Annotated in this window: 23 protein-coding genes; 7 read left to right on the top strand and 16 right to left on the bottom strand. The window is 62.7% G+C overall.

Features of this window, described 5'->3' with window-relative positions:
• Positions 1-58: 58 nt before the first annotated feature.
• From pstB to rnt, 5 genes are all read right to left on the bottom strand, one after another.
• Complete coding sequence (gene pstB, locus HDE78_RS19730; RefSeq protein ID WP_255457926.1) at positions 59-829, bottom strand: phosphate ABC transporter ATP-binding protein PstB; 771 nt, start codon at positions 827-829, stop codon at positions 59-61.
• A gap of 31 nt (positions 830-860) precedes the next feature.
• A complete protein-coding gene (gene pstA / locus HDE78_RS19725; protein WP_179482712.1) occupies positions 861-1,727 on the bottom strand; it encodes a phosphate ABC transporter permease PstA in 867 nt (288 codons plus the stop codon).
• Positions 1,727-2,746 (bottom strand): phosphate ABC transporter permease subunit PstC, encoded by a 1,020-nt coding sequence (gene pstC / locus HDE78_RS19720; protein WP_179482710.1) that lies wholly within the window; start codon positions 2,744-2,746, stop codon positions 1,727-1,729. The genes pstA and pstC overlap by 1 nt, the downstream gene beginning before the upstream one ends.
• A gap of 165 nt (positions 2,747-2,911) precedes the next feature.
• Positions 2,912-3,943, bottom strand: a complete 1,032-nt coding sequence (pstS, locus tag HDE78_RS19715) for a phosphate ABC transporter substrate-binding protein PstS (protein WP_255457925.1) — start codon at positions 3,941-3,943, stop codon at positions 2,912-2,914.
• A gap of 164 nt (positions 3,944-4,107) precedes the next feature.
• Entirely contained in the window at positions 4,108-4,770 is a 663-nt protein-coding gene (rnt, locus tag HDE78_RS19710) for a ribonuclease T (RefSeq protein ID WP_179482706.1), read from the bottom strand.
• Positions 4,771-5,149: 379 nt separating this feature from the next.
• Here rnt and HDE78_RS19705 point away from each other — a divergent pair, with 379 nt between their 5' ends.
• A complete protein-coding gene (locus tag HDE78_RS19705) occupies positions 5,150-6,496 on the top strand; it encodes a hypothetical protein (protein ID WP_179482704.1) in 1,347 nt (448 codons plus the stop codon).
• A gap of 177 nt (positions 6,497-6,673) precedes the next feature.
• Here the strand turns inward: HDE78_RS19705 and HDE78_RS19700 are convergent, their stop codons facing one another.
• From HDE78_RS19700 to HDE78_RS19660, 9 genes are all read right to left on the bottom strand, one after another.
• Complete coding sequence (locus HDE78_RS19700) at positions 6,674-8,179, bottom strand: efflux transporter outer membrane subunit (protein WP_255457922.1); 1,506 nt, start codon at positions 8,177-8,179, stop codon at positions 6,674-6,676.
• 4 nt (positions 8,180-8,183) lie between these two features.
• A complete protein-coding gene (locus HDE78_RS19695; RefSeq protein WP_179482702.1) occupies positions 8,184-9,377 on the bottom strand; it encodes an efflux RND transporter periplasmic adaptor subunit in 1,194 nt (397 codons plus the stop codon).
• Positions 9,367-12,609 (bottom strand): efflux RND transporter permease subunit, encoded by a 3,243-nt coding sequence (locus HDE78_RS19690; RefSeq protein ID WP_179482700.1) that lies wholly within the window; start codon positions 12,607-12,609, stop codon positions 9,367-9,369. The genes HDE78_RS19695 and HDE78_RS19690 overlap by 11 nt, the downstream gene beginning before the upstream one ends.
• A 168-nt stretch (positions 12,610-12,777) precedes the next feature.
• On the bottom strand, positions 12,778-14,166 hold the full coding sequence (locus HDE78_RS19685) for an ATP-binding protein (RefSeq protein ID WP_179482698.1): 1,389 nt from the start codon (positions 14,164-14,166) through the stop codon (positions 12,778-12,780).
• A gap of 65 nt (positions 14,167-14,231) precedes the next feature.
• The gene (locus HDE78_RS19680) at positions 14,232-14,897 is read right to left on the bottom strand and encodes a response regulator (RefSeq protein WP_179482696.1); all 666 of its coding nucleotides are present in this window, start codon (positions 14,895-14,897) and stop codon (positions 14,232-14,234) included.
• 98 nt (positions 14,898-14,995) lie between these two features.
• Positions 14,996-15,397 (bottom strand): phosphate-starvation-inducible PsiE family protein, encoded by a 402-nt coding sequence (locus HDE78_RS19675; RefSeq protein WP_179482694.1) that lies wholly within the window; start codon positions 15,395-15,397, stop codon positions 14,996-14,998.
• Positions 15,398-15,442: 45 nt separating this feature from the next.
• Complete coding sequence (gene hflD, locus HDE78_RS19670; protein ID WP_179482781.1) at positions 15,443-16,066, bottom strand: high frequency lysogenization protein HflD; 624 nt, start codon at positions 16,064-16,066, stop codon at positions 15,443-15,445.
• Positions 16,067-16,076: 10 nt separating this feature from the next.
• Entirely contained in the window at positions 16,077-17,231 is a 1,155-nt protein-coding gene (mnmA, locus tag HDE78_RS19665; RefSeq protein ID WP_179482692.1) for a tRNA 2-thiouridine(34) synthase MnmA, read from the bottom strand.
• Positions 17,228-17,761, bottom strand: coding sequence for an NUDIX hydrolase (locus HDE78_RS19660; RefSeq protein ID WP_179482763.1), 534 nt, complete (start codon positions 17,759-17,761; stop codon positions 17,228-17,230). Before HDE78_RS19660 ends, mnmA begins: the two co-directional genes overlap by 4 nt.
• 131 nt (positions 17,762-17,892) lie before the next feature.
• Here HDE78_RS19660 and clpS point away from each other — a divergent pair, with 131 nt between their 5' ends.
• Positions 17,893-18,219 carry an ATP-dependent Clp protease adapter ClpS gene (gene clpS, locus HDE78_RS19655; RefSeq protein WP_179482690.1) on the top strand — a complete coding sequence of 109 codons (327 nt, stop codon included), beginning with the start codon at positions 17,893-17,895 and terminating at the stop codon, positions 18,217-18,219.
• A gap of 66 nt (positions 18,220-18,285) precedes the next feature.
• Positions 18,286-20,562 carry an ATP-dependent Clp protease ATP-binding subunit ClpA gene (gene clpA, locus HDE78_RS19650; RefSeq protein ID WP_179482688.1) on the top strand — a complete coding sequence of 759 codons (2,277 nt, stop codon included), beginning with the start codon at positions 18,286-18,288 and terminating at the stop codon, positions 20,560-20,562.
• 126 nt (positions 20,563-20,688) lie between these two features.
• Here the strand turns inward: clpA and infA are convergent, their stop codons facing one another.
• Positions 20,689-20,907 (bottom strand): translation initiation factor IF-1, encoded by a 219-nt coding sequence (gene infA / locus HDE78_RS19645; protein ID WP_007508585.1) that lies wholly within the window; start codon positions 20,905-20,907, stop codon positions 20,689-20,691.
• Between the two features lie 120 nt (positions 20,908-21,027).
• Positions 21,028-21,303: a polyhydroxyalkanoic acid system family protein gene (locus HDE78_RS19640; RefSeq protein WP_179482686.1), complete on the bottom strand. Its 276-nt coding sequence runs from the start codon at positions 21,301-21,303 to the stop codon at positions 21,028-21,030.
• A gap of 115 nt (positions 21,304-21,418) precedes the next feature.
• On the opposite strand from HDE78_RS19640, the gene HDE78_RS19635 reads away from it, so the two are divergent.
• From HDE78_RS19635 to aroA, 4 genes are all read left to right on the top strand, one after another.
• Positions 21,419-22,186, top strand: coding sequence for an FHA domain-containing protein (locus HDE78_RS19635; RefSeq protein ID WP_179482684.1), 768 nt, complete (start codon positions 21,419-21,421; stop codon positions 22,184-22,186).
• 99 nt (positions 22,187-22,285) lie between these two features.
• Entirely contained in the window at positions 22,286-23,371 is a 1,086-nt protein-coding gene (serC, locus tag HDE78_RS19630) for a 3-phosphoserine/phosphohydroxythreonine transaminase (protein WP_179482682.1), read from the top strand.
• A gap of 75 nt (positions 23,372-23,446) precedes the next feature.
• On the top strand, positions 23,447-24,535 hold the full coding sequence (gene pheA, locus HDE78_RS19625) for a prephenate dehydratase (protein WP_179482680.1): 1,089 nt from the start codon (positions 23,447-23,449) through the stop codon (positions 24,533-24,535).
• A gap of 60 nt (positions 24,536-24,595) precedes the next feature.
• Positions 24,596-25,903 (top strand): 3-phosphoshikimate 1-carboxyvinyltransferase, encoded by a 1,308-nt coding sequence (aroA, locus tag HDE78_RS19620; RefSeq protein ID WP_179482678.1) that lies wholly within the window; start codon positions 24,596-24,598, stop codon positions 25,901-25,903.
• Positions 25,904-25,948 lie beyond the last annotated feature (45 nt).

Raw genomic sequence — 25,948 nt, 5'->3', positions numbered from 1 at the left:
GCGCAGCTCGCCCGTTCGCGCAGACCTCTCCATCAAGGGAGAGGCATCGGTTATACGCTCAGCCGAACCGACCGGTGATGTAATCCTCGGTCTGTTTCTTGCCGGGCTTGGTGAAGATTTTTTCGGTGCGGTCGAACTCGATCAGCTCACCCATGTACATGAAGGCGGTGAGATCGGAGCAGCGCGCCGCCTGCTGCATATTGTGCGTGACGATGACGATGGTAAATTCGTTTTTCAGCTCTTCGACCAGCTGCTCGATTCGACTGGTGGCGATCGGATCGAGCGCCGAGGTCGGTTCGTCGAGCAGCAGCACCTCGGGCCGCAGCGCGATGGCGCGGGCGATGCACAAACGCTGCTGCTGACCGCCGGAAAGGCCGAGCGCATTCTGCTTCAGCTTGTCCTTCACCTCGTCCCACAGCGCCGCGCTGCGCAGTGCCTGTTCGACCCGACCGTCCATATCCGGCTTGGACAGCTTTTCGTGATGACGAATGCCGTAGGCCACGTTCTCGAAGATGGTCATCGGAAACGGCACGGGTTTCTGAAACACCATGCCGACCTTGCTGCGCAGGCGATTCATCGAATAACCGGGGTCGAGAATATTCTCGCCGTCCAGCACGATTTCGCCCTTCGCCTCCAGCTTCGGATAGATGGCGTAGATTCGATTGAAGATACGCAGCAGGGTCGACTTGCCGCAGCCGGAGGGCCCGATGATGGCGGTGACCTTTTTCTCCGGTACTTCCATGTTGATGCCTTTCAGCGCATGGAAACCGTTGTAGTAGAAATGCAGGTCGCGCACCGTCATTTTGGTGCTGGCCAGGGGAGCGGCCATGGTCTGCGCCAGGTGGTTGGCGACGGCAGGATCAGTCATGGGAAACCTTGTTGCGCGAGAAAATCAGGCGGGAGCCGAGGCTGAGCAGCAGCACGAACATGGTGACCACGAAGGCGCCGGCCCAGGCCATCGCGTGCATCGTGTCGCCCGGATCGTTGGCGTACTGATAAATGATCTGCGGCAGGCTGGACATCTTGTCGATCGGGTTCAGCGTCATATAGTTGTTGCCGAACGCGGTGAACAGCAGCGGTGCGGTTTCACCGGAAATGCGCGCCAGTGCCAGCAGCACGCCGGTGATGATGCCCGAGCGCGCCGCGCGGACCAGAATTTGCATGGTCAGCTTCCACTGCGGCACGCCGAGCGACAGCGCCGCTTCGCGCAGCGTCGAGGGGACCAGCCGCAGCATTTCGTCGGTGGTGCGCACGATCACGGGCAGGGCGATCAGAGCCAGCGCCACGCCGCCGGCGAAACCGGAGAAGGTGGTCGAACCGTGGGTCAGCACCGTGCTGGGCAGCACGATGATGGTGTAGACGAACAGGCCCATCACGATCGATGGCGCGGACAGCAGAATGTCGTTGAGGAAGCGGATCGTCTCGCCCAGCTTGGTGCGATTGGCATATTCGGCCAGCCAGGTGCCAGCCATCACACCGATGGGTGTGGCGATGGCGATGCCGAGAAAGTTGATGATCAGGCTGCCGACCATGGCATTGGCCAGTCCGCCGTCTTCGCCGCTGGCCGTGATGCTGGTGAACAGCTTGAAGTTCAACGCGCTGATGCCCTGGCGCAGCGTTTCCCACAGAATCCAGGCGAGAAACACCAGGCCGACCAGGGTGGCCAGCGTGCTCAGCGCGATGGCGATCCAGTTGGTGACGCGGCGGCGTAGATAGATCGCACTCATCAGTTGCCTTCCTTGCGCTTGAGCTGGCGGAGCATCAGCCGGGCGATCAGCAGCACGATAAAGGTGACCACGAACAGCAGAAACGCCAGCGCCATCAGCGAGGACTTCTGCAGGCCGCTGGCTTCGCTGAACTGGTTGGCGATGGTCGAGGCGATCGATGTGCCAGGGTCGAGCAGCGACGCCGAAAAGGTCATCGAGTTGCCGATGATGAAGGCCACTGCCATCGTTTCGCCCAGCGCGCGTCCGAGGCCCAGAAAGATGCCGCCGATCACGGCCGATCGCGTATACGGCAGCACGATGTCCCACGACACTTCCCACGTGCTCGAACCGAGCGCGTACGCGGACTCCTTCAGCCGCGTCGGCACGGTCTGGAACACCTCGCGCATCACCGAGGAGATAAACGGGACGATCATGATCGCCAGCACGATTCCGGCCACCAGGATGCTGGCGCCAAAGGGATAGTCGCTGCCGAACAGTTTGCCGATGAACGGCACGTGCTGGGCCACCCACGACAGCTTGCCGTCATCGGGCTTGTTGCCCAGGTTGTTGGTCAGCCACGGCTTGATGTGCGCGGAAAAGAACGGTGCGAAGACGAACAGCCCCCACATACCGTAAATGATCGAGGGTATGCCCGCCAGCAATTCGATCGCCGAAGATACCGGCGTGCGCAGCCAGGCAGGCGCCACTTCGGAAAGGTAGAGCGCGATGCCGAAGCTCACCGGTACGGCGATCAGCAGCGCAATGAGCGAGGTGACGATGGTGCCGTAAACCGGAACCAGTGCGCCGTAGACATCGTTGCCTGGATCCCATGCCGTGCTGACCAGAAAGTGCCAGCCGAACTTGGCGAAGGCTTCGCGGCCGCCCCACAGGGTGGCGCCGGCAGCGCCGAGCAGCGAGGCGAGCACCAGCAGGGCGCAGCCCTTGAGCAGCCATCGGAAAAAGAGTTCCTGCCGCGCGTCGCGTCGCGTGCGTTGCTCCACGACCATGGGAGGCGCGATGGTGCCGGGTTGCGCTGACATGTGCGATGCGATCCTCAAACTGACAGGTAGCAGGGTGCGGCGGTGGTGTTACCGATGCGGCCACCGCTTTCAGCGAAAAGCCGCCCTTTCGAAAAAGGGCGGCATGGTGTCTAGCCTATCCACAGCGTGCGGCGGAAGCATGACTGCTACCGCCGTCAGGTCGCTTCAATGCTTGTAATCGGACGCCCAGTAAGCCTCGATCTGCGCCACCAGCGGTGCCGGCAGCGGCACGTAGTCGAGCGCGCTGGCGTCGGCCTGACCCTGCTCCAGCGACCACTTGAAGAAGTCGAAGGCGACCTTGCTGTTGGCGGCGTTCTTCGGCGTCTTGTACATGATCACCCAGGTGGTGGCGGTGATCGGCCAGGCCTGCGCACCGGGTGCATTGGTCATGACCAGGTTGAAATCCTTGGCGCTCTTCCAGTCGGCGGTGGCAGCAGCGGCGGCGAAGGCAGACGCGTTCGGCTTGATGAAGTTGCCGCTGGCGTTCTTCAGGTCGACCCAGGCCAGCTTGTTCTTCACCGCATACGCGTATTCCACGTAACCGATCGAGCCCGGAATCTGGCGCACGTACTGCGATACGCCTTCGTTGCCCTTGCCGCCCACGCCGGTCGGCCATTCGACGGCCGTGCCGAACTTCACTTTGGTCGCCCAATCCGTGTTGACCTTGGACAGATAGTTGGTGAAGTTGAACGAGGTGCCCGAACCGTCCGAACGATGCACGACAGTGATCTTGCCGGCCGGCAGCTTGAGGCCGGCATTCAGCGCGGCGATCTTCGGGTCGTTCCAGTTGGTGATCTTGCCCAGGAAAATGTCGGCCAGGGTGGTGCCGTCGAGCTTGACCTGGTCTTCGGCAATGCCTTCGATGTGCACGACCGGTACGATGCCGCCGACCACGACCGGGAACTGGCCCAGGCCGAGCTGCTGCAGGTCTTCGGCCTTCATCGGCGCATCGGACGCGCCGAAGTCGATGGTGCCTTCCTTGATCTGCGCGATGCCGGCGCCGGAGCCGACCGACTGATAATTGAGATGGTTGCCGGTTTTTTCGGCGAACGCGGCGGACCACTTGGACATGACCGGATACACGAAGCTGGAGCCCGCGCCGGTGATATCGGTGGCCTGGGCGGCGACGGCAAACGTCGAGGACACGGCGATGGCCGCGACGGCGGCGAATCGGAACGAGGATTTGCGAGTGATCAACACGGTAGCTCCTAGGAGGGGCGGAGGATTGGACCCCGCCATTTCAGGCCTTTCGTGTTGCAATGAGATGAGATGAATGTTTCAAGGAGATGACAACGCAAGAAATTGTTGTCATGAATTGCGATCGGGCGCCTCCCATGCCCCTGTGAGTCGGTGAATACGGCTCAGGACAAGACGCCCAGACCGACGTGCTCCTGTTCGAGAAGCTCAAGCTGGCGCCAGCGGTTGACCACGGTGCAGAAAAGGTCGGCCGTTCGCTCGGCATCGTAGACGGCGGAATGTGCCTCGCGACCGTCGAACGTATGGCCGGCAGCCAGCACGGCCTTGCTCAACACGGTCTGGCCGAATGCCAGGCCGCCGAAGCTGACGGTATCGAAGCAGCTGAAGGGATGAAATGGATTGCGCTTGTTGCCACAGCGACGCACGGCCATATTCAAAAAGCCCAGATCGAACGCCGCGTTGTGACCCACCAGGATCGCGCGTTGGCACTCCGCATCGCGCACAGCCTGGCGCACCGCTTGAAATATATGGTCCAAAGCCAGCCGTTCGGCCAAGGCGCCGCGCAGCGGGTTGTAGGGATCGATACCGGTAATTTCCAGCGATCGTGGGTCGATATTGGCGCCGGGGAAGGGCTCGACATGGGTCGAGATGGTCTGGTGCGGGCGCAGGAAACCGTCGGCATCCATGCTGATGGTGACCGCGGCGATTTCCAGCAGGGCATCGTGCTCGGCATCGAATCCCCCGGTTTCGACATCGACGACCACCGGTAGAAAACCGCGGAAGCGTTCCGCCATGCGTGCGGGGGAGGTAAGCGGACTATAAGACATGATCGAAGCATAGCATTGGCGTTTTCCATGCCCGGTCGTTCGGCGACTGCGAAAGCGTTTTCGTTTTCATTAAGACGCTCAAAAAGCGCTTGGCCCTGCGGTACATGTCATAGAGCGGACATCTCGCTCGATCACTATGTGGCGAAGCAGCGGCGGTTTTTTGAGGTGCAGAACCGTTTCTCCATGGTTGCCATTTCCCGCAGACAACCAGCGTCAGTGGCGACCACTGTCATCTAAGTGTCATCATTCGTATACGTAAGCGTAACGCGTGCGCGGCATGCTGCGCTTCGAGATGGGGCGTTAAATCAATTTAACAGGCACTGGAACGTGTCGGCTCCGTCGCACGACTCTTTCTAACTTGATGCGGAGCTCCACAATCATGCGCAACAAAATTGTCGCTGCAGCCATCGCTGCCGTGCTTGGCACACTCAGCATCAGCGCGCACGCCGATGATGCCGACATCAACACTTTCAGTGACCTGTTCAAGCAGGGTCACGTCGACGGCGAGCTGCGCCTGTATGACTTCAACCGCACTTACGACTATAGCGTCGCGGCGAAGCCCAGCGCCCGTGCGTTCGGTGGCTCGATTCTGCTCAATGCACAGACCGCTTCGTTGAATGGTTTCAGTGCCGGTGCGTCGCTTGTCAGCGCCAATTCATTGGGTTCGCTGGCCGACAATCCGAAGCGGGTCGATACCACCCTGATGGGCGCCAGCGATTCGCTGACCGCGCTAAGCCAGGCCTACCTGCAGTACAAGAACGACTGGGTCCTGGCGCGTGCCGGTTACCAGTATTTGAATACGCCTTGGATGGGCAATAGCGACGGCCGCCTGATTCCCAGCTCTTATGAAGCGCTGAGTGCAGTGTTCACGCCGGTGAAGGGCTGGAACATCATCGGTATCCGTGAGCTCAGCTACCGCAGCCGCACGTCGGATGACTATTTCAACGACAACAACTATTACGCCAGCGCGTATCAGGGCGACACGCTCTACGGTGGTAACCAGGGCTTGCCGCTGACCGCAAAGCAGACCAGCGGTACGTGGGCGCTGGGCAGCACCTATGTGAACGGTGGCCTGAAGGCACAGGGCTGGTACTACGACTTCCTCGACTTTGCTCGCATGGGCTACGCCGACGGCAGCTACGTGTTCGACACCGGTACCGGCTTCAATCCGGTCGTCGGCCTGCAGGGCTTGACCGAAAGCGGTGGTGGCTCGGATAACGTGCTGGTGCAGAACAAGCTCAAGATCAACGGCATTGCCGGTACCAACGTGAAGGCCCGCGTCTGGGGTGCCGACCTCGGCGTGGTGATCCCGAACGGCCGTATCGACTTCATGTACAACAAGGCGGAGCAGGAGAGCGGTTCGACCATCGGCGATGGCGCGATCATTTCGCCCTATACCGCCAGCTACGCGACAGACCCCCTGTACACCACGTCGATGATTCGCGGTCTGGTGGAAACCGGTCCGGGCCATGCGGAGAAGGTCAAGTTCTCCTACGACCTGTTCGACAAGAAGCTGCAGCTGGTCGCTGCCTACGCCAAGTACAGCACCGTTCTCGACGGCAATTTCCACGATACCTACTTCGACATCATCTACAACTTCGACGGCTTCATGAAGGGTTTCCAGATTCGCGATCGCTGGGAGCGTTCGTCGGGTGGCATCAACAATCTGAACCCGGGCAACGAGGCGTTTACGTATAACCGCGTGATGCTGAGCTACAAGTTCTGATCGCATTTTTCGGAGAGCGGGCGATGACAGTCAATTTGTCATCGCCCCGATTCGAAAGTGTCATCTGTGCCTGCCACGATTGACCCGCATCGAGTTATCGGAAAGGAGTTCGACCCAAGGACGGAAAACGGCGGGCATGGCCCGCCGTTTGCTTTTGTGCGGTACCTCAAATGGAATTCATGGAACAGCCGCCACCGGTTGCCCGGCTGGCGGCTTTTTCATGTCGGCATCGCTCCAGCCGCCGCCTAGCGCGCGAATCAGATTCACGCTGGCCTGCAGCCGCCGCGTGCGCACCTGCTCGGCGTTGCGCTTGGCCTGGAGATAGCTGGTCTGCGCCGTGACCACGTCAAGATAGTTGACGATGCCTTCGCTGTAACGGTTGGTCGCAATCGCTGCTGCATCCTGCGCGGATGCGGCAGCGTCGTCTTCGTCGTGCGCCTCGCGGCTGAGATTGCTCAGCAGCGACAGGTTGTCTTCGACCTGCTGGAACGCGGCGAGTACGGTGACGCGGTACTGACCTGCGGCTTCATCGAAGTTCGCCTTCGCCTCGCGCTCCCGCGCGCGCCGCAAGCCGCCGTCAAAGAGGCTCAATGCGCCGATCGGGCCCAGCGCCCACATGCGGTTTCCCGCGGTGAGCAGGCTGCCGTTGCCGGTGTTTTGCCAGCCGAACATCGCCGAAAGACTGAAGCTGGGATAGAACGCCGCGCGCGCTACGCCGATATTGGCATTGGCGGCAAAGGTGAGCCGCTCGGCGGCTGCGATATCCGGCCGACGCTGCAGCAGAACGGACGGCACCTCGGCAGGAATGGCGGGCAGTCCGATCTGCACGTCCGACGCCGGCAGCGAAAACTTCGACGCCGGCACGCCGATCAGGGTCGCAATGGCGTGTTCAGTGAGCGCGCGCTGTGCGGTCACTTCGGCGGCCTGCGCTTGTGCATCCGAAAGCTGGGTCTTGGCGCGGGCTACCGACAGACCTGAGGCGATCCCGCCCTCCATGCGATTTTGTGTCAGCACCAGACCCTTGCGATAAGCCTCTAGTGAATCGCTAAGAATATGTGCCTGGATGTCGTAGCCGCGCAGCTGGATATAAAGATCGGCGAGCTGCGATTGCAGGCTCAACTTGGCTGTGGCCAGGTCGGCGTTGGCTGCCTGCGCTTCAGCGTTGCCGGCGGCGACTTCGTTACGTACGCGGCCCCAGAAATCGAATTCATAGCCCGCCGAAAACTGCGCCGTGTCGGCGTCGTACTCGTTGGGCTGATTGCTGCCGCGCAGTGGACGATTGTTCGACTGGCGATTGTCGGAAGGGCCGCCATCCACGCCCACGTGCGGGAACAGTCCGGAACGCAGCTCGCCCTCGTAGGCATGCGCGCGGTTGTAGTGGGCCAGCGCCACGGCCAGCGACGGGTTGTCGGCGTCGAGCTTTCGTTCCAGTCCATCGAGCGTGCCGTCGTTGAAGATATGCCACCAGTCGCCGCGTGCCTGCGTATCGGCCGGCGCGGCCGGTGTCCACAATCCGGATGCTTCCTTGTAATTAGCCGGCATGTCGACGGTCGGCCGATGATAGGTGGGCGCCAGCGAACAGCCGCTCAGCGCGATGAGCAGAGCCGCAGCCAGAGCGTGTTTCACGCCGCTGCGTCGAGGCATCTGCTGTTTGTGTTTGTGCATCAAGGAATAAGTGCGCATGACTTCAACCCTGCTTCGGCTGAGCTTGCGTGCTTTTTGCCGGTGTCGCCGCGCTGGCCAATTGCACCTTGTCACCCTGCGACAGCGAGTCCGGCGGATGGTCGATGATGCGATCGCCAGGCTGCAGGCCGTGATCTATCTCCAGCGAATCGCCCAGGTCCATGCCGATGTGAACATTGCGCAGCTGCACGCGGTTGTCCGCGCCCAACACGGCGACCTGTGGACCGGCGGCGCGGAAAATCAGCACGGTCGACGGTACCGTAGTCACGTGCGTGTTGACGGTTATAGGCAGGCTCACTTCCGCATAGTCGCCCGGCAGCAGTTCGCCGTTGGGGTTGGGCGCCTCGAACTGTGCCAGCAGCGCGCCGGACTCCTGATTGACCGATCCCGACGAGCCGATCAGCGTCGCCTTGTAGGTCTGCCCCGGGTGCTCAAGTACGCTGAGGTCGACCGTCATGCCGGGCTTGATCGATGCGGCATAGCCCTGCGGAATGCGCACATAGAGACGCATCTTGCTGGTATCGGCCACGGTGAACAGGGCCGGGCTGCTCTCGCTGGTGGAGGAGATCAGATCGCCGATATCGGTATTGCGGCTGGTCACCGTGCCGCTGAAGGGCGCGGTGATGTGCTTGAACGATTCCAACGCGGCGAGCCGGTCCACGTCGGCCTGCGCCGAGAGCACGTTGGCGGCTGCCACTTCGGCTTCACCGCTTTTTTCGTCGGCCTCCTGTTTGGACACCGAGTTGGAGCTCAGCAGATGCTGCCATCGCTGGCTGGTGATCTGTGCCAGATGCTGTGAGGCCTTGGCACGCACCAGCACGGCCTTGGCCTGGTCGAACTGCTGGTCCAGCTCGGGCGTGTCGATGATGCCCAGCGTATCGCCGGCGTTGACCGTGCTGCCGATATCCTTGTCCCAGCTTTTCAGATAGCCGCTGACCCGCGCGTGGATCGGAGCGCTGATCCACGCGTCGATGCGGCCGGGTAACGTCATCGCATGGCTGTCTGCCTTACCGGAGACTGGCGCCAACTGCACCGTAGGTAACTCTTGCGCGTCGGTCCAGCTGACCACCTGATGATAGTCATGCGCACGCACGGCCAACCCGATCACCGTGGACAGAACAGCCACGACAACAACGATGGCGATCGGACGGCCCAGGCGCAGCGGGCGCTGCGCTGGGGCTTCGTGATTAGGCGACATGGGGATTTTCTCCGGGCAACAGAACGGGGTCAGTGAAAGCGGCGTGTTCTTCGCCCGCATGGACGAGGCTGAAAATCACCGGCACAAAGAGCAGCGTGGCAAAGGTGGCGAACAGCAGGCCACCGATCACGGCGCGGCCCAGCGGCGAGTTTTGTTCGTGGCTCAGCGCCATCGGCAGCATGCCCATGATCATCGCCAGCGCGGTCATGCAGACCGGGCGGAAGCGCGTGAAACCCGCTTCCATCGCGGCCTTCACCGCGTCGCCGTGAATCGCCAGCCGCTCGCGACAGAAGCTCACGACAAGAATCGAGTTGGCGGTAGCCACGCCCATGCACATGATGGCGCCGGTCAGTGCGGGAACCGACAGCGTGGTGTGGCTTATGAAGAGCATCCACACGATGCCCGCCAGTGCCGCAGGCAGGGCGGTGATGATCACGAAGGGATCGAGCCACGACTGGAAGTTGACCACGATGAGCAGGTAGATCATCACCACCGCACCGAGCAGGCCGAACAGCAGGCCGCTGAAAGCTTCGTTCATCGTGCCGACCTGACCGCGCAGCGTCACCAGGGTGCCCTTGGGTCGGCTCTTGGCGAACTGCGCCAGCACCTTGTTGACGTCGGTGCTGACTGCGCCGAGGTCGCGATCCTGCACGGCGGCGTAGATATCGAACGAGGGCAGGATGTTGTAGTGCGACACCACCGCAGCGCTGGGCTCACGCGTGAAGCTGGCGATACCGCCCAGCATCTGGCTGGCCTTGTCGCTGGAGGAGGTCACCGGCAGTCGCGCCAGGTCGGCCATCGAATCCATCTTGTACTGCGGCGTCGCGGCGACGATCGCGTACGACACGCCGTTCTTAGGGTTGAGCCAGAACGCCGGCGCCACCTGGCTGCTGCCGGCGAGCGAGGCGACCATGCTGTTGGTGACGTCGCGCTCGGTGATGCCGAGCGCATCGGCGCGGGTGCGATCGACGTGAACGTTCAACTGCGGGTAGCTGGTGCTCTGCTGCAGGCGCACGTCGGCGATGCCGGGCACGGCACGCAGCTTCTTCATGATCTGCATCGCATACGCTTCGTTTTCCTCGCTGTTGCGTCCGGTGATCGACACGTCCAGCGGTGCGGGGGCGCCGAAGTTCAGGATCTGGCTGGTCATGTCGGCCGGCAGAAACGCGAACTGGGTGCCGGGGAAAAGCTGTGGCAGCTTTTCGCGCAGCTGCTTGACGAACTTGGCCGTCGGCCCATGGCCTTCCTTCAGGGCAATCTGGATGTCGCCATCCTCCGGCCCGATCGTGCCGGTATTGCTGTAGACCAGGTTGACGCTGCTGAGCGGCAGGCCGATGTTGTCGATGACGGTTTCGAGCTGATCGGCCGGAATGATCTGGCGGATCGTCTGTTCGATGTGATCGAACTCGGCAGCGGTTTCTTCCACACGCGTGCCCATCGGTGCACGCACGTGCAGTGCGATGGCGCCAGCGTCGACATCCGGGAAAAAGTCGCGGCCCAGGAACGGCACCAGGGCGAACGAGATCAGCACAAAACCGAGGAAGCCCAGAATGAAGACTCGACGCCGAGCCAGTGCTGCACCCAGCAGCGCATAGTAGCCATCGCGAATCTGGGTGAAGCGGTGTTCGAACGCGAGCTGGAACGCGATCGCCTTGCGCACTACCACGTTCCGGTGCGCATGGTGCTGATCACCTTCGTGATGGTTGATGTAACGGTCTTCCGGATGATCGCCGCCGCCAGCTTCGGTGACGTGCGGCTTCAGCAGAAACATCGCCATGGTCGGCACCAGCGTGCGCGACAATACGAACGACGAGGCCATCGCGAAGATCACCGCCAGCGCCATCGGTCGGAACAGGAAGCCGGCGATGCCGTCGAGCATGAACATCGGCACGAACACGATGCAGATGCACAGCAGCGACACGAAGGCGGGCGTGACGATTTGCGCGGCGCCGTCGAGGATGGCCGACTTGACGTCCTTGCCCTGCTCGAGATGCCAGTTGATGTTCTCGATGGTCACCGTGGCATCGTCGACCAGGATGCCGACGGCCAGTGCCAAGCCGCCCAGCGTCATCACATTGAGCGTCTGTCCGGTCGCGGACAGCAGCGCGATCGCCGAAAGGATCGACAGCGGAATCGACACCGCAATGATGACGGTGGAGCGCCAGCTGCCGAGAAAGATCAGAATCATCACCGAGGTCAGCAGGGCCGCAATGATGCCTTCGCGGGCCACCGAGGCGATCGCCTCTTTCACGAAGACGGACTGATCGTTGAGCTGGGAAATTTTCAGCGAAGGCGGCATCGTCTCTTCGATCAGCGGCATCAGCTTCTTGATGCCGGCGACCACGGCCAGCGTCGAAGCGCTGCCGGTTTTCAGGATCGGCATCAACACCGCGCGCTTGCCGTCCACGCGCACCAGATTGTTCTGCGGCGGCGAGCCGTCGCGCACGTGGGCGACCTGGCCGATGGTGATGGTCGCACCGTTGATCGTCTTGATCGGGAGATTGTTGAGATCTTCGAAGGCTTTGGGGCTGTTGTTGAGCTGCACGTGGTATTCGTAGGTGCCGATCTTGGTCGTGCCGACCGGAATGATCTGGTTCTGCGAGGCCAGCGCGTTGGCGACGTCCTGCGCCGATAGACCCTTGGCGTCGAGCGCCTGCGGGTCCAGATCCATCGTGATCTGGCGCTGCTTGCCGCCGTACGGGGTGGGGATCGCCACACCGTTGACCGAGACCAGCGTGGGGCGAACCTCGTTCTGCGCAATGTCACGAATTTTCGATTCCGACAGCGTCTTGCTCGATAGCGCCATCTGCAGCACCGGCACGGTGGACGCGTTGTAGTTGAGAATCAGCGGCGGCGTGATGCCGGGCGGCATCTGCTTGACCACCGTCTGCGAGATCGAGGTCACCTGCGCCGTGGCCGTGCGGATATCCGTGCCGGGCTGAAAGAAGATCTTGACCACGCCGGCGCCGGGCAGCGACTGCGATTCGATGTGTTCGATGTTGTTGACCGAGGTGGTCAGCGATCGCTCGTAGTAATAAATGACGCGACCGGACATTTGATCCGGCGGCAGGCCGTTGTAGGTCCACACCACGCTGATCACGGGAATACCGATATTGGGAAAGATATCCGTCGGTGTGCGTAATGCCGCCAGCGGGCCGGCGATGAGGATGACCAGCGCCAGCACAACGAAGGTATAGGGCCGCGACAGGGCTAAGCGGACGAGACCGAGCATGGATGTTTCCAGTGGGCAGTTGGTTCGCGCACCACCACGGACAGCGCCGAGGTCGTATCAACGATTGCCCGGGAGCATGGCAACCCAGCCTTTGCTAAACCTTTTTGGATGCCTTCGCGGCCTTCTGGCGCCTGAATGGCCGTCCATTTGAGCGACTTGACGTGCTGATCAGCCGTCGGCGCTCGTCATGCGGATTCGCACCTGCAGCCCGTGGCCGAACGGCGAGGCCAACAGCTCTATATGTGCCTGATGCAGCTGGATCGCACGCTGCACGATACTCAGGCCTAGGCCATAGCCGCGCGATTCGCCCCCCACCTCGCGGTGAAAGCGCTCGAACACCGCTTCGCGCCGGTCCGCTGGTATGCCTGGGCCGTCATCGGAGATGGCGATGATCACGGCGCTGGCCTCGCGCTGGATCGACACATCGACCCGACCACTCGATTCCGAGTAGCGCAGCGCATTCTCGATGAGGTTGCGGAACATGGCCGTCAGCGCCACTTCATGGCCACTGACCGGAATGCGTCCCGTATTGGTGGTAAGGCTGAGTTCGATATCTTTTTCGGCAATCAGCGGTGCCAGCTCTTCGATGACTTCGGTGGTCAGCCCGACCAGTTCGATGGTCGTTCGCTGCTCTGAGGCGGCGCCGGACTCAAGCCGTGCGAGTGCCAGAATCTGTTCGATGCGACGCGCCAGTCGCGCCAGGCTGAGCTGCGCGCTTCGCAGCATCGCATCGACTTCCGCCGCGCTGCCGGCGATCTGCGCGCTTTCCAGATGAATCATGGTGGCAGCCAGCGGCGTGCGCAGCTCGTGTGCCACGTCGCCGGCAAAACGGTGTTCGCGTTCGATGGTGTCTTCGAGTCGCTCGATTTGCTGGTTGAGGGTCAACAGCAGCGGCGTGATCTCGCGCGGGGCGTCGTCCACGGCGACCGGCTGTCGGCTGCCGGGTAGTCGGCGGGCCAGGTGTTCGGCAAGTCGGTCCAGCGGTCGCAGCCCGCGTCCAACCGCCCAACTGGCCAGCAATGCGAGCAGCGGCAAGCCGATGATCAGCGGCAGGGTGTGCTCCATCACCAGCGCACGGGTAATGGCGCGCCGGTTATCCGAACGTTCGCCGATGCGTATCACCAGGCCGGCCCGATTCTTCAGCGTAAAGATGCGCCAGGTTTGATCCTGCAGGCTCAGGTCGCGAAAGCCGCGCTCGGTGGTCGGCGGTGGCGGCAAGCTGGCGAGATTCGCGGTGGCGGCCAGTAAATGGCCGTCGCCTGCGTAGGCCTGAAAGCCCACTTCCGGCTCGAAGTTGCGCTCGTGTACGCGCACCATCACGCCGCGCAACGTGTCGTCCGGCAGAACGGCGTTACCCGCGCCGTGCGCGGACAGCGTCGAAACATGTTCGATCAAGGTGCCCAGGGTGCGTCCGGCCTGCGCCAGGCGGCCGTCCAGCAGGTGATCCATTTCGCTGAGTTCGCGCTGGTAGCTGAGCACGCCCAGCGGAATGAGCACACCGACTTGCACGGCGATGATCAGCCAGGTCAGACGCGTGCGCAGGCTGGCCGTTCTCATCGGGCCACCTTCATGGATGTGCGCTCGAGACCATGGCTTATGTTCGCATGTTCATCTGGACAGGTTTACTTGGCCTCGCGCGGCACCATATAGCCGATGCCGCGCACGGTGGTGATCACCTCCGGACTGAGCTTGCGCCGCAGCCAGTGCACCTGCACTTCGATCGCATTGCGTTCGACCACCGTATCCAGGCCGTAGACCGAGTTTTCCAGCGCATCGCGGCGCACGATGCGCCCGGCGCGCTCCATCAAGACTTGCAGCAGCGCGAACTCGCGGCGGGTCAGGCTGACCTTTTCACCGCGAAACTCGACTTCGGCGTTGGACAGGTCGAGCCGCATGCCGCCGGCTTCGATCAGGTTGTCGGCCAAGCCCTGCGCGCGGCGGGTCAGCGAGCGGATACGTGCCGCCAGCTCACCGAGGTGGAAGGGCTTCACCAGAAAATCGTCGGCGCCCAGATCGAGCCCGCGGATGCGCGTGTCGATGGCGTCGCGCGCGGTCAGCACCAGGATCGGCGTTTTTATGCCCTGGCGACGCGCTTCCAGCAGCACGTCCATGCCGTCCTTACCGGGCAGGCCGAGATCGAGCAGGACCAGATCGGCGGTGGGGTCGCGCAGCGCGCGCGCCGCCTCGTTGCCGTCGCGCAGCCAGGTCACCGCATAGGACTGCTGCTCGAGCGCGTGCCGAATCGCTTCGCCGAGCTGGATATCGTCTTCCACAAGCAAGATGTGCACGTCGGGCTACCAAGAGTTCAGCGGAAGCGGGCAGGGTTGCGCACCATGGTGGACGGGAATGCTTGTGCAGACCTTTTGGATTACCCGGCGCGGCACGATCAGCTGAGGTGCCTGCCGTCGATCGAGTCGTTGTAGGGCAGTTTCAAATGTCCGTAGCGGACCACGATCACCGACAGCGCCAGGATGAGCACGGCGCCGGCCGTACCCAACAGATCGAGCGCAGGCAGCTGCTGGTCGACCATCATGTGCCGCGCCAGCGCGACCATCGCGATATACAGCGGCATGCGCACGGGCAGTTTGCCGGCGTGCCAGTACACCTCGACCATCGAGATCAGCTCGATGTACATGAACAAGAGCAGCAGATCGCTGACGGCGGAATGCCCTGCCGCAATCATCTGCCGCACTTCGCCGATGACGGCACACAGCGTGGCGATGAGGATCACCAGCAGGCCGATCCGTTCGATCACGGAAAACGAGCGTCTGACCAGCGTGCTTTGCATGGTATGTCCCGGCGCGGGGGTGATGCGTCGAGTGGACAGCACTCTTCAGCGATTGTCCAGCGTCGCTCCGGTCAGCATGCCGCGCGCCAGCATGCTGCACTGGCGCCGATACAGAATCAGCTGCCACTGCCGGCCGCCGACCTGGCGCCACAGCACGGCCGAGCGCACGGCCGCCAGCAGGTTGCTGCGCACCTTCTCCACCACGGCCGGCAGGGCCAGCTGCTGCGGATTGCCGCTGACCATCACGCGCGGCTTCAGCGTCGACAGCGTCGAGGCATACAGTTCGGCCAGGCGGCCGAACACCTGCGGTGAGCTCTGACCGAAGTGCTCGACCTGACGCTGCGCCGCGACGATGCCCTGCTGCAGTTTCTCCAGCAGCTCCGGTCGGCGCGACAGGCTGCGCTCCAGCCGCATCACGGTGACCACCATGCGGGTGATCGACATGTCGCGATCGCTCTCGTCGAGCTGCGCAATCAGGTTGCGCAGGCCCAGCCGCACGCTCGAAATCGAGCCGTAGACGCCAACCACCGACGGCGCGTCGATGCGGAAAATGCTGGCCACGCTGGCTTCCATGACGCCCTCGTCGCAGCGTCCTTCGTTGGCGAGCTGCTGCGCCAGTGCACAGGCCTGGAACAGGCCGGCGAGTGCGAGCACGCGCTCTTCATTCATGGCAAAAGTGTCAAACACGAGCTTGCGTTTCTCCGGAAACAGAGGGGGATGCCGCTGAGGGTGTGAAGGCCGGGAGCAGGCCACCGTAAGGCGCGTCGGTGGCGGCGATGATCGCGCCGCCGAGGCAGGCCTCGCCTTCGTAGAAAACCACGGACTGGCCGGGTGTCACGGCGCGCTGTGGGTCGTCGAAGCGTACCTCAAGCCCGTTTTCGCGAATCTCGACGGTGCAGGGCTGATCGACCTGGCGGTAGCGAGTTTTGGCCGTGCAGCGAAAGTGCGCGGCCGGCGCTACCCCGGCGACCCACGTGGGTGCCTCGGTCTGCAGACGCTTGGAATAAAGCCAGTCGTTCTCGCCACCCTGGGCGATATAGAGCGTGTTGGCGGCCACATCCTTGCCCACCACATACCAGGCTTCGCCGCTGGCACCGTGGCGGCCGCCGATGCCCAGGCCATTGCGCTGGCCCAGCGTGTAATACATCACGCCCTGGTGCTCGCCGATCAACTCGCCGCCCGGCGTACGCATCTCGCCGGGGCGGGCGGGAATGTACTGCGCGAGAAAGCTGCGAAAATCGCGCTCGCCGATAAAGCAGATGCCGGTGGAATCCTTTTTCGCGTGCGTCGGCAGGGCAGCCTCGCGCGCCATCTCGCGCACGCGCGGCTTTTCGATCTCGCCGACCGGAAACAGCGTGGCCGCCAGCTGCTGCTGGCCCAGGGCGTGCAGAAAATAGGTCTGATCCTTGGCCGTATCCACTGCACGCAGGAGGCGATAGGCGCCGTCCCTGCAGTCGACGCGCGCGTAGTGGCCGGTCGCAATTTTTTCCGCGCCGAGCGAGCGTGCCTCGTCGAGAAAGGTTTTGAACTTGATCTCGCGATTGCACAGCACGTCGGGGTTCGGCGTGCGGCCGGCGCGATATTCGGCGAGGAAATGTTCGAATACGCCGTCCCAGTAGGCCGCGGCGAAATTGCGCGCGTGAAACGGAATGCCGAGGCGGCCGCAGACGGCGACGGCATCCTTGCGGTCGGCGTCGGTGGTGCACGGGCCGCTGCGGTCGTCTTCCTCCCAGTTCTGCATGAACAGACCGTCGACCTCGTGCCCGGCTTGCTGCAGCAAAAGCGCCGCCACGGACGAGTCGACTCCGCCGGAGATGCCGAGCATGACCTTCATGCGGTGCTTTCCGCTGCCGGATGAGCGCTCTGATCGAGGCGGCCTCGATCAGGGACGTAGCCCAGGGTGTTCAGCGCAAGCCGCTGGCCGGCGAGCCAGGCGTCGATGCTCATCAGCACCAGCGGGCTGCGCAGACGATCGCCCAGTGCGGCGATTTCGCTACGGGTCAGCCACAGGGCGCGCTGGATGCCGGTATCCAGCGGACGGGCGGCATCGTGACTGAGCGCCTTCGCTGCAAAACTGAAACGGATCACCGCGTCGCCGTGTTCGGTGCTGCGCCACTGGTGAATTCCGATAAGGTGCTCCAGTGCCACGGTCCAGCCGGTTTCTTCCAGCGTTTCGCGCACGGCCGCTTCCAGCAGACTTTCGCCATCGTCGAGATGGCCGGCGGGCTGATTGTAAGCGAGCCGGCCCTTGACCTCCTCCTCGACCATCAGATAGCGGTCGCCGTCGGCCACCACGCAGGCCACGGTGACATGCGGACGCCAAACGTCGGCATCGGTATCGGCAGGGGCGGCGGTTTCGATCATGGACACGTGACGACACTGGAAAAGTCACCATTGTGCCATCACCTAGGGGTGTGTCCGAGCGGCCGCGGCGGGAAAAAGCCGCATCCGCGGCGGCGTATACTTCGTATCAAAGATGAGCTACTCGAGAAATCATGGCCCACGAATCCGAACACGAACAAGGCGGCGGTCGCGGTCTGGCGGTGGAAATCGCCAAGCCGGAAGTCGCTCGTCCGCCACTTTTTCAAGTCTTTTTGTTGAATGATGACTTTACCCCGATGGATTTCGTGGTAGAGGTATTGCGAAGCTTCTTCAATCTCGATCAGGAGCAGGCGGTGCAGGTGATGTTGCACGTACACACCCGGGGCAAAGGCGTGTGCGGTGTCTTCACCAGGGAGGTTGCCGAAACCAAGGTAACTCACGTCAACGAATACTCACGCTCACACCAACACCCGTTGCTTTGCACTATGGAAAAGCTCTGAGCGACCCCACTTCGTGATCATCGCGGCGCAACTGGCCGCTCAACTTTGCAAGCGGAGACGATCCGAATGTTCAGCAAGGATCTGGAAGTAACCATCGGCCATTGCTACAAGCAGGCTCGCGAACAGCGCCACGAGTTCATGACCGTGGAGCACCTGTTGTTGTCGCTGACCGAAAACCAGTCGGCCTTGGGCGCACTGCGCGCCTGCGGTGTCGACCTGCCGCGGCTCTCGTCCGAGCTCGAGCGCATCATTCTCGAAACCGTGCCCGTATTGCCGCAGGGCGACGAGCGCGATACGCAGCCGACGCTGGGTTTCCAGCGCGTGCTGCAGCGTGCCGTGTATCACGTGCAGTCGTCGGGTCGAAAAGAAGTCACCGGCGCGAATGTGCTGGTGGCGATCTTCGGTGAAAAGGACTCGCATGCGGTGTATTTCATGCATCAGCAGGAAATCACCCGGCTCGACGTGGTCAATTACATCTCGCACGGCATCGCCAAGATTGGCGATGACGCGGCGGCCGGCAGCCCGAACACCGAGCGCGAAGGCGAAGAGGGCGGCGAGCCGAAGGGCAATCCGCTGCACGAGTTCGCCAGCAACCTCAATGAACTGGCGCTGGAAGGCAAGATCGATCCGCTGATCGGCCGTGCCGACGAAATCGAGCGCACCATCCAAGTGTTGTGCCGCCGCCGCAAGAACAACCCGCTTTACGTGGGCGAGGCCGGCGTGGGCAAAACCGCATTGGCCGAAGGTCTGGCCAAGCGTATCGTCGACGGCGAAGTGCCCGAGGTACTCGAAAGCGCCACGATCTGGTCGCTGGATCTCGGCGCCCTGGTGGCCGGCACCAAGTACCGCGGCGATTTCGAGAAGCGTCTCAAAGCAGTGATCGGCCAGCTGAAGAAGCAGCCGGGCGCGATTCTGTTCATCGACGAAATCCACACCATCATCGGTGCCGGCTCGGCGTCGGGCGGCACGATGGACGCGTCCAACCTGATCAAGCCGATGCTGGCCTCGGGTGAGCTGCGCTGCATCGGTTCCACCACGTTCCAGGAATACCGCGGCGTGTTCGAGAAAGATCGCGCGCTGGCGCGTCGCTTCCAGAAGATCGACGTGGTCGAGCCGACGGTGGCCGACAGCTTGGAAATTCTCAAAGGCCTGCGTTCGCGCTTCGAGGAGCATCACCACGTCACCTATACCAACGAGGCGCTGAAGGCCGCGGTGGATCTGTCGGTGAAGCACATTCCCGATCGACTGCTGCCGGACAAGGCCATCGACGTGATCGATGAGGCGGGCGCGCGTCAGCGCCTGCTGCCGGAAGATCAGCGCACCGGCAAGATCGACGTGACCGAGGTCGAATACATCGTGGCCAAGATGGCACGTATTCCGGCTAAGCAAGTGTCGGCATCCGATCGCGATGTGCTGCGTAACCTCGAGCGCAATCTCAAGATGGTCGTGTTCGGTCAGGACCCGGCGATCGAGGCCCTGGCCGCGTCGATCAAGATGGCCCGTTCGGGCCTGGCCGACCCGTCAAAGCCTATCGGCTGTTTCCTGCTGGCCGGCCCGACCGGCGTCGGCAAGACCGAAGTGACCAAGCAGCTGGCCATGCAGCTCGGCATCGAAATGATCCGTTTCGACATGTCCGAGTACATGGAGGGCCACTCGGTGTCGCGGCTGGTCGGTGCCCCTCCGGGCTACGTCGGCTTCGATCAGGGCGGCCTGCTGACCGAAGCGGTGGTCAAGCACCCGCACGCCGTGCTGCTGCTGGACGAGATCGAGAAGGCGCACCCGGATGTGTTCAATATCCTGCTGCAAGTCATGGATCGAGGCGTGCTGACCGATACCAACGGTCGCGAGGCCAACTTCAAGAACGTCGTGGTGGTGATGACCACTAATGCCGGCGCCGCATTGGCCTCGCGTCGCAGCATGGGTTTTGTCGAGCAGAAGCACGATTCGGACGCGATGGAGGTGATTCGCCGTACCTTCACGCCGGAGTTCCGCAACCGTCTGGACGCCATCATCCAGTTCGGTGCGCTGGACTTCGAGCACATCCTGCGCGTGGTCGACAAGTTCCTGATCGAGCTGGAAAGCCAGCTCAGCGAGAAGCACGTCAGCCTGGACGTCGATGCCGATGCCCGCCGCTGGCTGGCGGACCACGGCTTCGATCCGCAAATGGGCGCCCGCCCGATGGCGCGCGTGATCCAGGAGAAGGTGAAGCGTGCGCTGGCCGACGAGCTGCTGTTCGGCAAGCTGGCCGAAGGCGGTCTGGTCCGACTCAGCGTGCGCGATGGCGAGCTGCAGGTGGACTGCGAGAGCATCGAGCCGGCTCAAGTGACCGAGTCGGCGGGTTGAGCTGGGCGGGTCTGGGATGGAAGTGCATCCCTGACTCGGTTCTCCACCAGCAATGCAAAAAGCCGCGCATGGCGCGGCTTTTTCTTGAGCCTTGAGGTCGCAGACCGAGGCTTATGCTGCTGTCACTTACTTCATGCGGTACGTAATGCGTCCCTTGCTCAGGTCGTACGGGGTCATTTCGATCTTGACCTTGTCGCCCGTGAGAATACGGATGTAATGCTTGCGCATACGACCGGAGATGTGGGCGATGATCACGTGCCCGTTCTCCAGCTGTACGCGAAACATGGTGTTTGGCAGGGTCTCCTGGACCGTGCCTTCCATTTCGATGACGTCGTCTTTGGCCATGTGTTCCGGTAGTCACGCACAGCCGTTATGGCTGCTAAGCCGCCGATTATGCCATGGATAAGCGTTTGGTTAAACAATCATCAGCAATGAAATCTCGGGCGCGGCGGTCAGCAACCGGCGTCAGGCGAAGTATTCATCCAGCTTGTTGCGGATTTCCTGCTCGATCATGCCTTTCATGGGCGACAGCATCAGCCCCAGTTCCGCGTGAACCACCACGGCATCGGCCGCCACCGCGATTGTGCCGTTCACGCCGGATCGGGAGAACTTCAGCGTGTCGCCCTGCCACTGGGTTTCCGTGGCGAATTTCTCGCGCAGCTTCACCGCGACCTTGTCGACCACGGTGCGAGCGTCGGCCATCGGCAGATTGTGTGGCCGACGAATATCGATTTTGGCCATGCAAGGGCTCCTTGAGTGAACAGCTATCTTAAACACCGGCATCTTAATGACGCCTGGGAGTCAGGACGTGACGGACTGCATGGTAAAGTTTTGACGTCTATTTACTGGTTGATCCATGCGCATCGAATTTCCCAATGTGGCCCGAGAGGATTTTCATTGGACGCAGGCGCAGCTCACCATCGGCAGCGCGCCCGACAATGACCTGGTGCTCGCGGCGACGCAGGCCGCTCCCAAGCATCTGCGCATTCAGCAGGATCGTCGCGGCCTGGTGCTGCAGGTGCTGCCCAGCGCCAGTCGCATTCACGTGAACGCGCGGCCGGTGCGCGAGAAGGCGCTTCTGCGCGCTGGCGATGTCATCAGCGTCGGCGATTGCCGCATGCTGCTGCGCGACGATCAGGATCCTTCGCAGCGACAGTCTCCAATACTGCCCAAGCAGGCCAGATGCACGGTGGCATTGCGTGCCGTATCCGGTCCTCTGTCGGGCCGGGTCTTGCCGCTGGAGTCCAGTCTCGAACTGGGCGCGCAGGGGCGCTATCCGCTGGAGTTGCCGCAGGGTGAGTCGGCTTCGCTGCGCATCCATTGGCAGGATGGTCAGCTGATGCTGGAGCCTATGCAGTCCTCCGAGCGCTTTCCGCTGCGTGTGAACGGCGTTACCGCACGCTCCGTGGTCCTGCAGCCCGGCGATCAGATCGGCGTAGCCATGCACCGTTTCGTGGTCGATGCGCCGGGCATGGAGCCCGAGCCGGAAATCGTAATGCCCGAGCCGTTGCCACCGACATTGCCCGAGGCCGCCGCGGGTCCAACCGGCGAGGTCTGGTGGCTGATTACCACCGCCGCGCTGATTGCCCTGGCTATTGCACTGGTGCTGCTGATCCATCGTTGAGCGTTTGTCGCGTGGGATTACCGTGCGTCTTATCGGTTAGCCATCACGTTCCGCGCCGCGTCATAATGCCGGTTCAACCCCTGATGGATGCCAGCGTACGTGAGCAGAATCTGGAATTTCAGCGCCGGTCCGGCAGCCATGCCGCAAGAAGTGCTCGAGCGCGCCCAGCGCGAAATGCTGGAGTGGAACGGCAGCGGTGCTTCGGTGATGGAGCAGTCCCACCGCGGCAAGCGCTTTGTCGAGATGGCTGCGCAGACCGAGGCGGATCTGCGCACGCTGGTCGGCATTTCCGACGACTATGCCGTGCTGTTTCTGCAGGGCGGGGCGACCCAGCTTTTCGCACAGATTCCGATGAACCTCGCGGCCGCCGGCGACACGGCGGATTATATCGACACCGGTCACTGGAGCCGCAAGGCGATCAGCGAGGCGGCGCCGTATATCCATGTGAATGTCGCGGCCAGCGCCAAAGCGGACGACTATCGCAGCATCCCGGCGCGCGATACCTGGCAGCTCGATCCAGGCGCTTCCTACGTTCACTACACGCCGAACGAGACGATCCACGGCGTCGAGTTCCACAGCGTGCCCGAGGTTGACTCGGTACCGCTGATCGCCGACATGTCGTCGAGCATTCTGTCCGAGCCGTTGGACGTATCCCGCTTCGGCCTGATTTACGCGGGCGCGCAGAAAAATATCGGCCCGTCCGGGCTGGTGCTGATGATCGTCCGCCGCGATCTCCTGGCCCGCGCCGGCCGGCCGATGGCGAAAATCTTCCGTTTCGCCGAGCAGGCCTCGAACGATTCCATGCTCAACACGCCCAATACCTGGGGCTGGTATCTGGCGGGGCTGACGTTTCAGTGGCTCAACGCGCTGGGTGGTCTTCCCGTGATGGCCGAGCGCAATCGTGCCAAGGCCGAACTGCTCTACGGCACCATCGACGGCTCCGGCGGCTTTTATCGCAATCCGGTGGCGGTGTCGGCGCGCTCGCGCATGAATGTGCCTTTTACCCTGCAGGACAGCGCGCTGGATGCCTCCTTCTTGAAGCAGTCCGAGGAGGCGGGCCTGCTTGCGCTCAAGGGCCACAAAGCCGTGGGCGGGATGCGCGCATCGCTGTACAACGCCGTGTCGCTGGAAGCCGTGCAGGCATTGACGACCTTTATGCGTGATTTCGCCAGACAGCATGGCTGAGTGGTCAAGAGATGGGTGTTTCAGGCAAGATGCCTGATGTAATTTGGACTTCTTTACTTCCAGGCGGCTAAATCGATGAGCGATGCAAAGACCCCGCTGTCCGAAATGCGCGAGCGCATCGACAGCATCGACCGGCAGATCCAGCAGCTGATTTCCGAGCGCGCCAGGCGCGCCCAGGAAGTGGCGAAGGTGAAGGGCGAGGGGCTTTCAGCCATCGACTATTACCGACCCGAGCGCGAGGCGCACGTGCTGCGCATGGTGGTGGACCGCAACGACGGCCCGCTGTCCGATACCGAAATGGTGCGGCTGTTTCGCGAGATCATGTCTTCTTGTCTGGCGCAGGAAGATCCGCTGAAGATCGGCTTTCTCGGTCCGGAAGGCACCTTCAGCGAGCAGGCCGTGCGCAAGCACTTCGGCCATGCCGCCTACGGCTTGCCGCTGGGCAGCATCGAGGAAGTGTTTCAGGAAGTGGCGGCCGGCCACGCCGACTTTGGCGTGGTGCCGGTGGAAAATTCCGGTCAGGGCATGATCCAGATTACGCTGGACATGTTCCTCACCTCCGAGGCGACCATCTGCGGCGAAGTAGAGCTGCGCGTCCACCAGTGCCTGCATTCGCTGGCCGGCAAGCTCGAGGATGTCAAGCGCGTCTATGCCCACGCGCAGTCGCTGCAGCAGTGCAAGACCTGGCTGCGCATCAATCTGCCCAACGTGGAATGCATCGCGGTCGGCAGCAACGCCGAGGCGGCGCGCATGGCGCGTCACGCGGATGACGCGGCAGCGATTGCCGGCGAAACCGCCGGCAAGATTTACGGGCTGAAGACGCTGGCTAACGGTATCGAAGATCGCGCCGACAACACCACGCGCTTTTTGGTTATCGGCCGCTCGCTGTTTCCTCCGTCGGGCAATGACCGCACCTCGCTGCTGGTCACCGTGAACGACCAGCCGGGCGCGCTCTACGCGGTGTTGAGCCCGTTCGCCAAGCATGACGTCAGCCTCAACCGCATCGAGTCGCGGCCCGCGCATACGGGCAAATGGCAGTACGCGTTTTTCATCGATGTGTCCGGGCATATCGATGACGGAAAGCTGCAGGCGGCGGTCGGCGAAATCAGCGAGACGGCGGCCACCGTTCGGGTGCTGGGTTCGTATCCGGTGGCGTTGCCCTGATATGACACGCTCTCGCTGCGTGGATGATCGTTGTCGAAATCTGTTTTTGGAGAACGTCGATTGAACGCTTTTGACTGGACCAGTCAGCCGGGTCAGGCGCTGCATGGCGATCTTCGCGTGCCGGGCGACAAGTCGGTCTCGCACCGCGCCCTTATGCTGTCTGCGATCGCCGAAGGGACGTCGCATATCCGCGGCTTTCTGGAGGGCGAAGATACCCGAGCCACCGCGGCCGTGCTGTCACGGCTGGGTGTGCGTATCGAAACGCCGTCGGCGGGCGAGCGCATTGTGCACGGCGCAGGCCTGCGTGGCCTGCGCGGCTCGTCGGAACCGCTCGATTGCGGCAATGCCGGCACCGGCATGCGCCTGCTGACGGGATTGCTGGCCGGGCAGGCGTTCGACAGCGAGCTGGTCGGCGATGCCTCTTTGTCGAAGCGGCCGATGCGCCGCGTCACCGATCCGCTGACGAAGATGGGCGCACTGATCGACACGCGCGACGGTCTGCCGCCGCTGATCGTGCATGGCGGTCAGCTTATGCGCGGCATCCATTACGAGCTGCCTGTGGCCAGTGCGCAGGTGAAGTCGGCGCTGCTGCTCGCTGGTCTTTACAGCGAAGGCGTCACCGAGATCATCGAGCCGCATCCGACCCGCGACTACACCGAGCGGATGCTGGCTGCGTTCGGTTGGCCGATCGACTTTTCGCCGGGTCACGCCAGTCTCGAAGGCGGCCACGCGCTGCACGCGACGGATGTCGAGGTGCCGGCCGACTTTTCCTCGGCGGCATTTTTCCTGGTCGCCGCCAGCATCGTGCCGGGTTCGCAGCTGCGGCTGCAGGCAGTAGGTTTGAACCCTCGCCGTACCGGCCTGCTGCACGCGCTGCGCCTGATGGGTGCGAATATCGCAATTGAGTCGCCGCGCGAGAGCGGCGGCGAGCCGGTGGGTGATCTGGTGGTCCGGTACGCGCCACTGCACGGCATTGAACTGCCTGAATCGCTGGTGCCCGACATGATCGACGAATTTCCGGTGCTGTTCATTGCGGCGGCGGTGGCGTCGGGAACGACCACGATCCGGGGTGCTGCCGAGCTGCGGGTGAAGGAGTCCGATCGCATTGCGTCGATGGCAAACGGCCTGCGCGCGCTCGGTGCTTCCATCGATGAGACGCCGGACGGCGCGATCATCCGCGGCGGCACGCTTGGCAGTGGTTCAGTGGAGACGCATCTCGACCATCGCATCGCGATGAGCTTTGCCGTCGCCGGCCTGGTCGCCGAGGCGCCGGTGCGTATCCACGATTGCAGCCATGTGGCCACGTCGTTTCCCGGTTTTCTCGAGTTAGCGAACGGCTGCGGCTTCGCGCTGCGTGCGGTTGGGTAGGCTATGCGAAGCGATGCGCCTCACACGATCATGTGGCGACGCGAA

Origin of the sequence: Rhodanobacter sp. K2T2, from assembly GCF_013408815.1 — a bacterium.
Classification (GTDB): Bacteria; Pseudomonadota; Gammaproteobacteria; order Xanthomonadales; family Rhodanobacteraceae; genus Rhodanobacter.
This window is presented reverse-complemented; position numbering and strand designations above follow the sequence as displayed.

Bases quoted from the DNA above. Each gene is read 5' to 3' on its own strand.
- pstC (WP_179482710.1), bottom strand. From the start codon at position 2,746: ATGTCAGCGCAACCCGGCACCATCGCGCCTCCCATGGTCGTGGAGCAA.
- pheA (WP_179482680.1), top strand. From the start codon at position 23,447: ATGAGCGATGCAAAGACCCCGCTGTCCGAAATGCGCGAGCGCATCGAC.
- rnt (WP_179482706.1), bottom strand. From the start codon at position 4,770: ATGTCTTATAGTCCGCTTACCTCCCCCGCACGCATGGCGGAACGCTTC.
- HDE78_RS19675 (WP_179482694.1), bottom strand. From the start codon at position 15,397: ATGCAAAGCACGCTGGTCAGACGCTCGTTTTCCGTGATCGAACGGATC.
- HDE78_RS19695 (WP_179482702.1), bottom strand. From the start codon at position 9,377: ATGTCGCCTAATCACGAAGCCCCAGCGCAGCGCCCGCTGCGCCTGGGC.
- infA (WP_007508585.1), bottom strand. From the start codon at position 20,907: ATGGCCAAAGACGACGTCATCGAAATGGAAGGCACGGTCCAGGAGACC.
- HDE78_RS19700 (WP_255457922.1), bottom strand. From the start codon at position 8,179: ATGCGCACTTATTCCTTGATGCACAAACACAAACAGCAGATGCCTCGA.
- mnmA (WP_179482692.1), bottom strand. From the start codon at position 17,231: ATGAAGGTCATGCTCGGCATCTCCGGCGGAGTCGACTCGTCCGTGGCG.
- HDE78_RS19660 (WP_179482763.1), bottom strand. From the start codon at position 17,761: ATGATCGAAACCGCCGCCCCTGCCGATACCGATGCCGACGTTTGGCGT.
- hflD (WP_179482781.1), bottom strand. From the start codon at position 16,066: ATGAATGAAGAGCGCGTGCTCGCACTCGCCGGCCTGTTCCAGGCCTGT.
- clpS (WP_179482690.1), top strand. From the start codon at position 17,893: ATGGCCCACGAATCCGAACACGAACAAGGCGGCGGTCGCGGTCTGGCG.
- pstB (WP_255457926.1), bottom strand. From the start codon at position 829: ATGGCCGCTCCCCTGGCCAGCACCAAAATGACGGTGCGCGACCTGCAT.
- HDE78_RS19685 (WP_179482698.1), bottom strand. From the start codon at position 14,166: ATGAGAACGGCCAGCCTGCGCACGCGTCTGACCTGGCTGATCATCGCC.
- HDE78_RS19690 (WP_179482700.1), bottom strand. From the start codon at position 12,609: ATGCTCGGTCTCGTCCGCTTAGCCCTGTCGCGGCCCTATACCTTCGTT.
- pstA (WP_179482712.1), bottom strand. From the start codon at position 1,727: ATGAGTGCGATCTATCTACGCCGCCGCGTCACCAACTGGATCGCCATC.
- clpA (WP_179482688.1), top strand. From the start codon at position 18,286: ATGTTCAGCAAGGATCTGGAAGTAACCATCGGCCATTGCTACAAGCAG.
- HDE78_RS19635 (WP_179482684.1), top strand. From the start codon at position 21,419: ATGCGCATCGAATTTCCCAATGTGGCCCGAGAGGATTTTCATTGGACG.
- HDE78_RS19640 (WP_179482686.1), bottom strand. From the start codon at position 21,303: ATGGCCAAAATCGATATTCGTCGGCCACACAATCTGCCGATGGCCGAC.
- HDE78_RS19705 (WP_179482704.1), top strand. From the start codon at position 5,150: ATGCGCAACAAAATTGTCGCTGCAGCCATCGCTGCCGTGCTTGGCACA.